We start from the raw sequence: 14,372 nt of genomic DNA on the forward strand, positions 1-14,372 counted from the left end.
AACACGACCGTCTCGTCCGATCTCCCGGACGGGATCGGCAGCGGTCTCAACACGCCTCCGCCGCCCCCGTACTCGCCTCCGCCGCCGGCGTACTCGTCCCCGGACACACTGAACACACTGCCCACCCGGGGCTCCGACGCGCTGTCCGGACCACCTGACCTCAGCACACGGACACCGGGCGGCACGGGCACCACGGGCGGCACGAACAACTTCAACAACACGGACAACTTCAACAACACGAGTGGGTCGCAGGTCCCGTATCTGCCGCCGCCCTCGTCGTCGCCAAACTCGCCGTCGCTCTCGCCCTCCAACTCCCCGGCCTCGTCCCTGCCGGACACCAACCCGCTGACGTCCGGACCGACCGCCGCGCGCAACGCCGGGCCCTCGTCCAGCTCGAACGCCGACTTCACACCCGAGTTCACCCCCGACCTCACGCCGGATGTGTCGCCGGACCTCACGCCGGACCTCACACCGGACCGCACGCCCGACCTGACGCCCGGTGTGACTCCGGACCTGTCGAGGTCGCCGAGCGACCTTCCGCAAGGAATCACGGCACCGAAGAGTTCCACCACCACGCCGGACCTGAGCACCACGGACGGTCTCAGCGATATGGGCCTGGAGACCGGCCTCGACGACGACGCGTCGACCGGGACCGGCCAGGACGGGACGCGCGACGTCCAGAACGATGCCACCGGACAGGACGACCTGCCCGCACGCGGCACGCCCGGCCGGAACACGACCGGACAGCCGGGCCTGGAGGACAGCCCCGACCAGCAGGTGCACGGCGCCCCGCCGGTGTCCGAGGCCGAACCGGGCTCCGTCGCACCGCCGGCACCCATCAGCACCTCGACCGGCCCGAACGCCGCGGCGCCCGCACCCGGAACACAGGGCACACCGCCCGGTGCGCCGCAGGGCACGTCCGGCACGGGGAACCAGTCGCAGCAGTCCTCCCAGACCGACCTGACCGACTACGGAGCGGTCGCTCACCCCGCCACCCCCGGGCGTCACGGACGACACCGTCACCGCCCCCGGGACGAACACGAACACGGACACGACCGGGCCCGACGGCGCCCCGGCCCCGCCGCCGGGACTGCGCACGTCCTCCGACGCCCCGCGACTGGACGGAACGCCCGCGCCGCCCGCGCCACCGCAGCCGGCCGGCACGGACCTGACCGGTGGACCGCGCACGGCCACCGTCGGCGGCGACGCACCGACCGGTGACGCCACGCCCGACAGCACCAACACCGATACCAACGCCGATAGCAACTCGGACACCGACACCGACAGCGTCGCGGACGCGTCCACAGCACGGACACCGGAGCCCGCCGTGCCCGTCGCCGATCCGGTACGGCCCGAGCAGTGGCGGGCCGGCCGCCACGACGCACCGGCCGTCCCGGTGCGGACCGAACGGTTCGACCCGGCCCTGGACCCCGGCCAGAACCCGCCGGGGCCCGGACTGCTCGACGGCAGGGACACCCTCGTCCGGATGTGGGTCCAGCGGATCCAGGCCGACGACGGCCGCTGGGTGCGAAACGTATCCCTGCACTTGCCGGTCCGGTTCGGCGAGGGCTTCGACCCCGCCGGCCTCACCGCGTACCAGGAACGGATCAACAGCCTCCTCACCACGCACATCAACAACGGACTGCTGCTTCCCGAGTCGGGCGATCAGCTTCACCTCGACCTCACGCTCACTCCCGCATCCGACCACCCCGAGGCCATCGAACTGAGCCGGACGCCCCGGCCGGACGACTCCGACCAGCTGCATCTGCGCCTCCACACCGACGACCCGTCCCTCTCGCCCGAGGCTCGCGACGAGCAGCGGGAACGCGACGACGCGACCACCCTGCACGAGCTGATTCACTACGCGGGCGTACCCGACCGGGGCCGGTCGGCCAAGGCGCTCTTCCGCCGGCTGGTGCGGCAGAGCGACAGCTATGGCCTCATGGCCGACCACCGCCGACTGCCCGACCCGGCGGGGGCCGCCGTTCCCCTCCACTACCTGCGCACCGTCGAGAGTGTCATCGACACCGGCGCCGTCCTCCGCGACCACCCGCTCTCCGCACGGGGCACCCGGCCTCCCAGCGGCATCGACGACCCCGCACGCGCGCCGCGGATGCTGGCCCCCGCCGACGGCCCACCGGTCCACCCGCCCTCCCAGGCCGAAACACCCGCCCCCGCACCGCAGCACGACAACGACGACGACCACGACCACATCAGGCCTCCGATTCCGCACTTGTCCGTCGTGTCCACCGATCCGTTCGCGCCCTCCCAGGAGCCGAAAGGGCAGAGCCGGCAGGAGCCGACCCCGCACGCCGGCCAACAGACTGCCCCGCCGACCGACCGGCAGACCGACGCGGAGACCGAAGGGCCGATCACGGCTCCGGTTCCGGCGGTCACCACCGGGCCGCCCGCTCCCGCCGTCGTCACCCCGTCCACGAACACCTCACCGCCCAAGGCGCCCGGCACCGCCAAGAGGTGGATCACGGACCTGCTCGCCGCGAGCCATCCACCGGAGGTGGACCGTGACATGCCGCCCCCGTCCCGAGAACGCCGCAGCCCGGCGCAGTTCGAGGACGGCCACAGCATTCCGGCATACCTCGACGACCTCCAGGCGCTCCTGCCGGACAGCCTGACCGACGCCGAGCGCGCTCAGCTCCTGGCGACTCCCGCTACCTTCGGCCAGAGCAACGTCCACCTGCGCGGCATCGATCAGGTCGTGGAGGTGATCGAGAACGAGCTGGGGCGCAGACCCGGCGCGAAGCCCGGCAAGGGTGCCGCTCAACTGCTGACCGACATCCGTCGGACGCTCCGGGACAAGCCCAAGACGTTCACCGACGGCGGGCGCCCGTTCCCGTACGTCAACGCGGACGGAAACGTCCGGGTTCTCCATATCACCGCCCGTCACTACGGCACGTGGAGTTCCTTCAAGGACGCTTTCGGCCATCCCGCGAAGATCGACAGCATGCACCGGGCCGCCGCCACGTTCGGCCTGGTGAAGAACATGCAGGCGAACTCGCAGTGGGGGTTGGGCGGCCCGATCGGTCCCGCCGGCACCACCATGTTCGGTGGATTCGGGCGCCTCGCCGTCCGGTTCGGTTTCATCAACAAGGTCGGCTACACGCTGACGGACCAGCGCATGAACCAGATGGAGACCCGTACCCTCGACGGCTCCCAGGCGTATCTGGACAGCGTGTACTACGAGGTACGGGTCACCGACGCCGCCGGACACGTCGTCACCGGCCTCGGGAGCGGAACCGACACGGCCACCGGGCACAACACCGAGACCGGCGCGGTCGTCAGCACCAACCCCGTCCAGGACTCGAACACCGCCAAAGACGCTGACACCGCCAAGGACACGAGCAGCGTCACCGGCAAGCAGGCGCTCTTCGGCCTTGCCGTTCGCCACGGGCTGCTGGTGCGCCTCCCCGACAGTGTGACGAAGCTGCCGACGCCGGGCCGGATCCCGCGGTCGATGACGCTGGACCGTGACGCGCAGTACCGCTTCGTCCGTATCGAGGGATTCGGCCCCGTCGCGGCGATCCGGGACTGGGCCGCCGCGCGGATCGGTGCCCTGCCGGGCAGCTCCGCCTATCACGAACTGGACACGTTCTTCTCGGGCGACAGCTTCCAGCGGCACGGCGGCACGATGGCGCGCGGCCGGATCACCACCCCGCCGCTGTTCGCCGACGACAAGCGGAAGTCACCGCTCGGCGTCTTCGTGGTGGAGGAGGTGATCCCGCGCGCGGCGATCCTGTTCGGCGAGACGGACAAAGCCGAGATGCGGGACATCAACACCTCCACCATTCGCAGCGAGCGGAACCGGGCGGAGGGGAAGAGCCTGACGGTGCAGGCCGCCGGCGGACCCGCCGTCAATTTCGCCGACCCCCTGGGCGAAGCGTTCGACCTGCGGTTGCAGGCCGGCCCGACCGGCCAGTACACCTACGCGACGACTCGTTCGACCGGCCTCGGCGGCGCCGGGACCACCAAGTCGGCGGGCCATGTGAAGGGTCCCAGAACCGCCCTCTACGTGGTCGTGAAATCGGTGTACGTACGACGGAGCGGGGACGGCGGCCCGCCACGGCAGTTCCTCACCTGGAGCCTGGACCGGATGACCAGCGCCGAGGCGCGGCGACTGGCCGGCTGGGACGACGGCACGCGGCTCGCCCTGCGCCACGGCGGGCCGCCGCGCGTCCCCGCCTACCTGACCGTGGACCGGCCGCGCACCCTGGGCATGCACCGGGTGAAGGAGTTCACCTTCCCCGACGGGCGGCGCACCGACGCCCCGCCGACGGCGACGGACGCGGTCGGCCGTACGCTGCTGGACGCGTTCGCCGACCAGGTGGTGACCGCCGTCGCCGCGCGCCGCCAGGGCCTGGTGGCACCGCTGGACCAACTCCTGCCGCCGAACCCGCCCAAGGGCTGGCGTGCCCGCTTCAACGACCTGCTCGAACACAATCCGGGCGCTTTGCTCAAGGCGGCGCGCAGCCGGCCGATGCCCCCGCAGTGGTCCGACCCCGCGAAGTACCGGACGGCGCTCCAGAACACCCTGCAGATCCTCGGTGTGCTGTCCCAGCAGAACGTCACGGCGAGCCTGGAGGCGCTGACCACGATCGGCCTCCGTATCCGTCTCGTCGACCCGGACACCGTCGGGCAGACGTACTACTACGTCTGGGTGCACGGCGAGCTGACCGGGCGGACCTACGAGGGCAGGGACATCGACGAGGGGATGCGTTTCAGCGCCCAGGGCATCGACCGGCTGGACGGTCAGGTGAGCGCGAAGCGCGGCATGGAGATCGGTTTCGAAGGCACACTGTCGGGCCGTGACAACAACGTCGACAGCGCCGACATGCGGAAGAACACGCTCGGGCTGACGTTGGGAGCGCGCAAGGGGTGGCAGCGGGAGGCGGAGAGTGCGTTCGGCTCGACCGTCGGCAACGAGCCCATGTCGGTGACCACGAAGCCCATGGACCTGTACCGCTTCAACATCGCGCTCACGGCGGTCCTGGGCGGCTACTGGCGCCCCCGTGGCCTCGTCCGCGGTCTGGGCCTCGGGCTGCCGGGCCTGCTGGTGCTCGACGAGCCGGTCAATGTGCTCTTCGGCCGGTCGGTGAGGGGCTTCCAGCAGGGCGGCGGCCCGGTGACCGGACAGGTACTGATCAGCGTTCCCAGCCAGCACGCTCCCGCCGTCGACCCGCACGCGGACGGGGCGCTCAATCCGTACACGGCCGTCGAACCGGCTCCCGTCCCCATGGCACCGGAACGCGCCCTCGCGCTGGCCAAGGGTGACCTGGTTCTGCCCGCCGGGGCCGACGGCGCGGACGGCGGCCGGCTGGCCGACCGTGGGTCCGCACTGTTCCGGGAGCTGCGCAAGCACCCGTTCGTGATCGTGAGCATGGTGCTCTCGCCCACACTGCTCGCCGGCGTCGACCGGGTCCTCTCGGAGGCGTCGGGCGGCGCCTGGCAACTCATGAAGGAGGGCGCGCCCACCCGTGACGCGGTCGTCCGCGCCTTCACCCCCCAGTATCTGACGGCGAGCTTCGACCAGAGTTCGGGCCCCCTGGGGCTGGCGAGCAGCGGGCTGCTGGGCAAGGGGCCCGCCGGCGAGTTGTGGGGCACCTTCCGCTACGCGACGACCGTGGCCGGCCTGCGCGCCCTCACCCCGTCGATGTCGATGGACACCGAGATGACGCTCGGCGCGACCAGGCAGGCCGGCGGCAAGGCGAGTAACAGCACTGTTTTCGTCTTCGGCGGCCAGTTGGTGTACGCCGCTCCCCGGCACCCCGGGCACGGTGTCATGGGCACCTACGGACTCGTCGCCAACCCGGTCTCCCTCTCGAACGGACGGAGCCGCAGCGTCGTCCGGACCGTCGTCGCCGACATGAACCGCAAGGGGTTCACCAACCAGGTGCTGGTGGCCGGGAACGTGGACCACTGGTTCGCGATGGTGACGAGCCGGCTCGGGATGGGCCGGGTCGGAACCACGGCGGCGGCGAGCTCACTCGTCCCACGACTGCTCGCCGGAGCGGCCGGGCTCACCGTGACAACACCGGGCGGCCTGCTGGGGCATCTCCCCGAGAAGAACGCGCACCGGCTGGGGCTGCTGGACGACGGGCTGGGCGAGGTCCCCCGGTACGCGCGGCAGGCGTGGGCGCCACAGCCGTGGATGCGCGGTACCTCGTTCGGCACGTACGCGGTGAACGCGCTGGATCCCACGCGGGCGTTGACCGCGTTCGAGGAGCGGATCCGCAAGCTGGGGCTGGACGAGGCGAGCCGGGAGCGGGTCCGGCAGTTGGTGTCGGGCCGGGCCACCCGGGCTCTGAAGGGCGAGATGACGACCACCGCTCCCGCGACGCCGGTCTCGGTCGGCGCCTGGGGCTGGGGCGGGATGTGGATCGGGGGCCGGTGGGTGCGGGCGCGGGTCGAACTGGTCCCCGGTACGCCCCGTTTCGAGGGTCTCGATCACAGTGTGGAGCTGGAGGAGAACCGCCGGGCCATGGAAACCGTCCAGGAGGGCTCGGACTCCTCGTCCGGGGCGGACGTCGGTTTCCTCACCAGTCAGATGGTGTACACCGGCAATCCGGACGTGGTGGGAGCCGGGCCCAGCTACAGCGAGGGCGGCTCCCACAAGAAGACGGTCACGTCGGGCCACACGACCACGTCGATCACCATCTACCGGGCAGCGTCCACAGAACCGTACGCGGAGGTGGTCACCCCCTACCGGATGCGCATCACGCTGGAGGCGGACGACACTCCGGACACTTCCGGCCCGGCGGGGCGGCGGGCGAAGCCGGGAGAGGAAACGGCCACGGCGTTCGACCGCTTCCGGGGCAGGCAGCGGATCGTCGAGGAGCACGACGTAGGCGAGTTGCACGAGCACGTGCCGCTGAGCCTCATGGAACCGGTGATGCCCGAGTCCGGGTCCGAGGCCGCGCTGCCCCCGTTGCCGGCGCCGGATCCGGGAGCCGACCCCGCTCTGGCCAGGGCCCCTCGGCCCGCGCCCCTCCCGGCGGCCGACAGGACGGTCCTGGTCCGGTACGGCGACGGTGTCGAGCGGCCGTTCACGTTCCCCGAGAACGGCATCCACCCCAAGGCGATCGTCGGAATCGAGAACATCCGGGCCGCGAACGACCTCCTCCTCACACGGGCCTACGACGCCGGCTTCTCGATCGAGGCGCTGGGGGCCGAGGACGGACCCGACGCCGACGTCCTGACGGAACTCCTGCGCCGGACCAAGCGGACCGGGCTGACACGGGTGGGCAGCGGCCCGGCGCAGGCACTGGAGGACGGCACCGGCTACATGGCGCTCACCGCGTTCTTCCCCCGCACCCTGGGGACGGACGGCTACCAGGTGGCGGGGCTGACCGAGAAGCACCTGATGTTCACCACCGATGTCGGCGAACTGACCCTGCGTTCCACGCCCGACTTCAGCCGCGCGGTGCTGCTGACCGTCGGTGACGGCAACAAGCTCGAGGTGCTCAGACGGCACGGCGAGAACGCGAGCACCTCATCGGCGGACGAGCACTCCCAGTCCTCGTCCTTCGGCGGCGGGTTCCTGTACAACTCCCCCGACCAGGCGGGCCTCAACCAGGTGGGGGTCTCCGGGCCGGGGCCCAACGACCTGGACGCCGACGGGATCCCGGTCGGCGACGACCATCTGACGTCCCGCAACCTCAAGCCGAACACCGGGCGGTCGTTCCTGTTCGCGGTGCCCGCCACGTGGCTCAGCACCGGAGCCGTGCACCGTGGACTGGTGGACTCGAAGGCGGCGGACAAGGTCGGCGGTACGTTCGGCCGCGCGAGGCCGGGGCCGCAGGCGATGACGTCCGAGGCGTACGTCGTCGCCTGGATACGGGAGGACATCGCCCGCGAACTGATGCTGATCAGCGACACCAGTTTCCCCGCGCACGTCGGCAAGGCGTGGGACGCGGTCAAGAAGGTCAGCGCGGACTGGGTGGCGGCGGACCAGGCGTACTGGAAGAAGCGCCGCGAGGGCACGGCGCTCCGGGACGAGCGGACCGCTGCCCTGGTCGAGTTGGACCGGGCGAACGAGGGGGTACAGACCGCGCGACGGACCCTCGATACCGCGCGGGCGGAGGTCGAGGCGGCCATGGCGCTGGCGACGGCGCCCGCCGCGAAGCCGGCCCCGGCGGCGGTGGCCCCGGCGTCGGTCCCGGCCGAGGTGGCCTCGACGGGCGGTTCCTCCACGGTTCCCAGCGTTGATCCTTCCCTCGATGCGTCCATCGCCGCTTCCGTTGATCCCTCCATCGGCCGCTCGGCTGGTCCGTCGGCCGATCCGTCGGCCGATCCGGGTGTGATCAACGCCAGAGCGCGCGAGGCGGCGGCGGTCGAGGGGCTGGCCGGAGCCCGGCGTGCGGTCGACAGCGCGAAACAGCGGGTGGCGGACGCGACCAGAGCCTTCGAGGAGGCGGGCGAGAAGCTGCGCGGGGAGCTGGTGCCGCTGCTGGACGCGGCGAACGGTCTGGCGGCCGAGTACCACCGGCTGCGCCACGCCACCGACCAGCTCACCCGCTGGCACCAGCTGATGGCCACGGAGGAGGGCCGCACGATACTCGACGGCCGCGCCGAGCCCCCGGCGGTGACGTACGAGCCGGTCAAGAAACCCGAGAAGGCGGTCCCGCCCCGCTACACGCGGTCCGGCGAGGGAGCGGAAGCCCGCCTGACCGCGCCGGTCGTCGAGGAGAGCGCGGCCGGGAACTCGGGGCTGAGGGCCTTCGCACGCACGGAGCCGGTGGAATACGCGCTCCACGATGTGCCCAGGGACGGCGACGCGTTCTTCCACGCGCTGCTGGACGGGCTGGAGCGGGCCGGGCGGGGCGATCTGCTCACGGCGGCCGGCATCGACCTGTCCGGGTCGCGGGACGCGGCGGTGGCACGGCTGCGGGACGTGTTGGCGGCACGGCTGAGCGACCCGGCCGAGAGCGGTCTGAGCGGCTTCGTGACGGTGGACGGAACGGACACCTTCACCCCGACCGAGGTGGCCGGAGCGGGGCTGGTGCTCGGTGAGAACACAGCGGCGCGCAGGGAGTTCGACGCGCTGGGTGTGATCCCGCACGCCGTGGACCTGAGCGATGACGCCCGGGCCCGGCTGGCGGCTGCCCAGCTCGGGCGCGCGGGTGGGGCGGCAGGGGAAGCGGGCTGGAACAACTCGGCGACGGACCTGTTGCCGGGGCTGGCCGCCCGGGCATTCGGCGTGCGGGTCACCGTCGTGCGGGCGGACGGGAGCTTCCAGGACTTCGCGCCGCCCGCCGGCTCCGGCCGGAACGCCGGGACGCTGGAGACGGACCTCGACGTCGAGCCGAGCCCCGCGCCCCCACATGTCGTGCTGAGCCTGACGGACAAACACTTCCAGCTCGCGCTCCCGGTCACGGTCACGGACACGGACACGACGGTTCAGGACACCGTGACGCCGCCCAAGGGGCCAAGCACGGCCCCCCAGGACGCCCCGCAGTCGCCGGTCACGGACGTGCCAGTGACGGACACGCCGGCCACGGGCGCGCCGATGACGGACGAGCCGGTCACGGAGGCGCGGCCCGAAGACACGCCCGAGACCGGCAAGGACACCAGCGTGGAGACCGGTAAGGACACCGGCGCCGGTACCGAAACGGATGTGTCCGGGTCCGGGGCCAGGCCGGGGCGTGGGCGGCGGGTGCCGGTTCCGTTGGACGGGGAATGCGTCCTGTCCTCGTTCATGGCGAGTGCTCCACTGCACATCCGTGACCGCCTGCCGGATCTCTCCGAGAGACACCCCGCCGCGTACGCGTGGCTCTCCGTGCCGGAGGCCGTGCACGACGACCTGCGGCGGCGCACCGGGCATCCCCTGCCCACCGATCAGTGTCCCGTCGTGGCCGGGGCCATGCGCGCACACGTACTGGACCACCTCCGGCGGGCGGAGGAGAGCGGTACGGGGCTGGACCGTATGACCCGGTTGCAGTTCCGGGGACACCGGGCGGGGAACCTGTCACGCCGGTTCGACACACTCGACCGTGACCAGCTTCTCGCCCAACTCGCCCATCACGGTGTCACGGCCGTCACGCTCGAAGCCCTCGGCGACGCCACACTGCGGATGGCCTACGTGAACGCCCGTACCGCGCACCCCGAGGACGGGATGAGCGACGCGGACATCCGGACCGTCGCCAGTACGGCGGAGAGCCGTGACCTGTTCGCCTACCTCGACGATCGCGGTCTGCTGCCGCCGGTGACCTCCCTCGGGACCACCGGGCTGCGCACCCTGCTCGAGCGGTCCTACCCGGTCAGCGACGCGCCTCTGGAGGGCGACGAGTACGCGGCGCTGCGCCGGACCGTGGCGAACTGGTCCAGCCGCTGGAACTCCCCGGAGGGCGAGATCCTGGTACCTCTGCTGGCCCAGGCCCTCGACCTGCGGGTGGACGTCCTGGTCGGCGGTGACGGACCCGGCACCCGGCTGCTCACCACCGTGGGGCCGGAGACGGCCCCCAGACGGACCGAGGTCTACTACTCGGGCGACAACCACTACGACGGCAGCGATGCCACTCCCATCGACCGGGAACGGGATTTCGGGGCGACGGTCGCCCCCAAGCGGGTCAAGGACGAGGAGCGGGACGACGCCGGGGACGTCCGGCTCAATCCGTTGTGGGTGCCGCTGGACGAGTTCAACGCGGAGGTCCTGACCCGGAGCCGGGACGGTGTGTGGCTGTACACGGTCACAGGGGACGGACGGGTGGTCCTGGGCAGTGAGCAGCCGTCCGCGCTGATCGAGCAGGAGCAGTTCGACCGGCTGCTGGCCGGTATGCGGGAGAAGGATCCGGGGCTGACCGCGGAGGCGCTGCGCGACAGCCTGGACGGGCTCGGGCACACGGGTGTCGCCGCCGGGTTCGGCGAAGCGAGCGGCCGTACGGCGGCGGGTATGGCCCGGGTGTCGGGCGAGTTCCGGTGGGACAAGGAACTCAACGCGTGGACGGTGAACGACAAGTCCGGCCGCTACATGAGCGACAAAGTCCGGCCGGACGTGGACCCCGAGCAGGCGACCGCCTGGCTGGAGAACGTGGCGAAGCTCTTCGCCGAACGGCTGGGGGCCACGGTCGTGGCCAACCCGGTCAAGACCAAGGCCGCCCTGCCGGCGCCCCCGGCCCCGGCTCCGGCCCCGACCTCGAACACAGAGACCCAGGATCACAACGGGACCAAGAGGCAGACCCAGGACCCGGGTCAGACCCGGGAACAGCCCGCCGAGACGGTTATCGCCACTCCGCCCGCCCCGTCCGCCCCGGTCGGCACCACCACCGCCCCCGGCCCGACGGCTCCCCCGGCCGAAGCCACGACCGGACCCACGGCCGAGTCCACCGCGGACGCCGCGATCGCCGGCGCACGCGTCGATCACGAGGAGGCGATCACCGCCTTCGACCGGGCCGCGCGGACCGTCGCCCTTCTCAATCAGCGCGTGGAGGCGGGCGAGGGGAGCGATGAGGACGTCCTGCTGCTCCGCGACGCACGGGAAGAGGCCGGGCAGGCACAGCGGCGGCTCGACGACGCCCTGGACCGGCTGCGCGGTCTCGACTCCGATGCCGCCGACGCCGCGGTGGCGGCGATCGTCCCGCGTGTTGACCGTACGGATGCCGAACGAGGGCTCACCGCCGCCTTGGTCTCAGCCGACGACCTGCCCGACGACCCGCCGCGCCTCGCGCCCGACGACACCATCACCACGGCCCAACTGGACGCCGCCGGGGTCATGTTGCGTGAGGGGCCCGCGCTCCAGGCCGCTCTCAACGGTTCCCTCCCCGTACGGGACAGCAGGCTCGACCCCGCCGACCACGTACGACTGCTGATGGTCCGGCCCGGACCCTGGGACGACACGCTCGACTCCATCGCGGCACATGCCTCACGCCGAACCTGGCGCTCCGCCCACGACGACTTCGCACTCGCCACGGCCAGGGCCTCCGAAGTGCCGGCGGACACCGACCCGGACGAGGTGTGGTGGCGGGCGGTGTCGCTCGTCCTGCCCTCGCAACTCCACCCCGTCCTCGTGGACTCGCGGTACGCGGGTGCTGCGTTCCGCGACGCGGTACGACAGGTCGCGGAACACCTCGCCGTACACGGGCGGGACGCGGTCTCCGGCATCGACCTGGCGAACCGGCTACGGCAGGGGCTGGGCGTTCCGCCGGTCCCCGCCGGCGCCGCCGGGCCGACCGCGGCGGACAGCTCCGCCGACACGGAGCCGGAGACGCCCCCCACGTCGGACGTGGGCGCGGCCCCGGCCCCGGGGCTGGGGCTGGGGTCGGAGTCGGAGTCGGAGTCGGAGTCGGAGTCGAGCGAGAGTCGCACGGCGGAACCGGTCGACGTGGAATCGACGGACAGAGAATTCGACCGGGCCGCTCTGCGGATGGACGCGGCGACTTTCACTCAGCTGCTCGTCACCGCGCTGGGCCGGCATGCTCCCGAGCTGCTGGCCGCGGGCCCCGGAGCCGCCACGCCCGAAGCGCTCGTCACCTGGCTGGACGCCACGCTGACGAAAAGCGTGTCCGACGGTGGAACCGCGGTCCCCGGTACGGGACCTCTCTTGTCGGCACACGAAAAAATCCCTGTGACCACACTCACGTCACTACACGTGGAGCTGACGTCGGACCAATACCTTCAGGCGGTACTGCAAGGTGATCAGCTGTCGGTGCGGGACGCCGGCCTGACGCGAACGCAGCAATTCCGTCTGCTGCTCACCCGACTGGTCGACAGCGACACGACGAATGCCGGATTCATCGAGACGTTGGCGGAATTCACGGCACGCCAACTCGCCTGTCGCCTCCTGTTGTTGGACGCCGCGGGCCACCACCTCGCCCTCGGCCCGGCCGACGGGCCGATCGTGTCGCTCGATCTTCGCGGCACTCACCCCACGCCATACGCTCCCCCACCGTATGCCGATGTGAACGGGCCGGTGTTGCTGACGCTCGAGCCGGGCAGTCCCTCGTGACACCTCGGCATCCCCGGTCCGGGCCGAGGGAGGGGCCGAGGGAGAGAGGGAGCCGAGCGAGGGGCCGGGCCCGTCAGAGCGCGCCCTCCGCGTGGAGGGACGCGATGTCCGCGCCGGTCAGCCCCAGCCCGGACAGAACCTCGGCGGTGTCGGCACCGTGCGGGCGGCCCGTCCACCGGATGGCGCCGGGGGTCTCGGACAGCCGGAAGAGGACGTTCTGCATCCGCACCGTGCCCAGGTCCGGGTCGGGCAGTTCGGTGATCGTCTCCAGGGCCAGGTACTGCTCGTCGGCCATGACGTCGCGGATGTCGTAGACCGGCGCGATGGCCGCTTCGGCCTTCTCGAAGGCCGCGACGACCTCGTCGCGGGTGTGCGCCGCGATCCACGAGCCGACCGCCTCGTCCAGTTCGTCGGCGTGCGCCGCGCGCCCCGATCCGGTGGTGAACCAGGGCTCGTCGGTGTATTCGGGGCGGCCGACGAGCCGCAGCACCCGCTCGGCGATCGACTGCGCGGACGTCGAGACGGCCACCCACTTGCCGTCCCTCGTGCGGTAGGTGTTGCGTGGGGCGTTGTTCGTGGAGCGGTTTCCGGTGCGTGGCTGGACGTAGCCGAGCTGGTCGTACCAGATGGGCTGCGGCCCGAGGGTCATCAGCATCGGCTCGATGATGGCCATGTCGACGACCTGGCCGCGGCCCGTCGTGTCCCGGCCGCGCAGCGCGGCCATCACGGCGTACGAGGCGGAGAGCGCGGCGATGGAATCGGCGAGGCCGAACGGCGGCAGCGTCGGTGGCCCGTCCGGCTCTCCGGTGATCGCGGCGAAACCGCTCATCGCCTCGGCGAGCGTGCCGAATCCCGGGCGGCGCGCGTACGGGCCGTACTGGCCGAAGCCGGTGATCCGGGCGAGGACCAGGCGGGGGTTGGCGGCCGACAGCTCGTCCCAGCCCAGGCCCCACTTCTCCAGGGTCCCGGGCCGGAAGTTCTCGATCAGGACGTCGGCGTCGGCCACCAGCCGGAGCAGGACGTCCCGGCCGCCGGGCGTGGAGAGGTCGAGCGTGATGTTCCTCTTGTTGCGTCCGAGCAGCTTCCACCACAGGCCGACGCCGTCCTTGGCGGGTCCGTGGCCGCGGGAGGGGTCGGGCCTGCGCGGGTGCTCCACCTTGATGACCTCGGCGCCGAAGTCGCCGAGCATGGTGGCGCAGAGCGGCCCCGCGAACAGGGTGGCCAGGTCGATGACGCGCAGGCCCCGCAGGGGGCCCTCGGGACGGGGAGGGGCGGGGGGCCGGTGGTGATCGTTCATGGTGCTTCCTCGTACTTGCTCGGAGAAGGCGTCGATCCGGGGGCGGGCATTGTCCCCCGCCACAAGGCGCGAGTGACGTAGGCGACCGGGTGCATGTCGGCCGCGCCGTACTCGGTGAGC

2 protein-coding genes and 1 pseudogene are annotated in these 14,372 nt (G+C 71.9%); 2 read left to right on the top strand and 1 reads right to left on the bottom strand.

Going from position 1 to position 14,372, the window contains the following annotated elements; all coding sequences use genetic code 11:
- Window positions 1-1,221, top strand: a pseudogene (locus tag IG02_RS0131740) (hypothetical protein); the annotation flags it as partial.
- A 106-nt stretch (window positions 1,222-1,327) separates the two neighbouring features.
- On the top strand, window positions 1,328-12,955 hold the full coding sequence (locus IG02_RS0131745; RefSeq protein WP_030755753.1) for a hypothetical protein: 11,628 nt from the start codon (window positions 1,328-1,330) through the stop codon (window positions 12,953-12,955).
- Window positions 12,956-13,028: 73 nt separating this feature from the next.
- Here the strand turns inward: IG02_RS0131745 and IG02_RS0131750 are convergent, their stop codons facing one another.
- Window positions 13,029-14,252, bottom strand: coding sequence for a CaiB/BaiF CoA transferase family protein (locus IG02_RS0131750; protein WP_030755756.1), 1,224 nt, complete (start codon window positions 14,250-14,252; stop codon window positions 13,029-13,031).
- Window positions 14,253-14,372 lie beyond the last annotated feature (120 nt).

The organism is Streptomyces sp. NRRL F-5135, from assembly GCF_000719775.1.
Lineage (GTDB): Bacteria > Actinomycetota > Actinomycetes > Streptomycetales > Streptomycetaceae > Streptomyces > Streptomyces hebeiensis.

Bases quoted from the DNA above. Each gene is read 5' to 3' on its own strand.
- IG02_RS0131750 (WP_030755756.1), bottom strand. From the start codon at position 14,252: ATGAACGATCACCACCGGCCCCCCGCCCCTCCCCGTCCCGAGGGCCCC.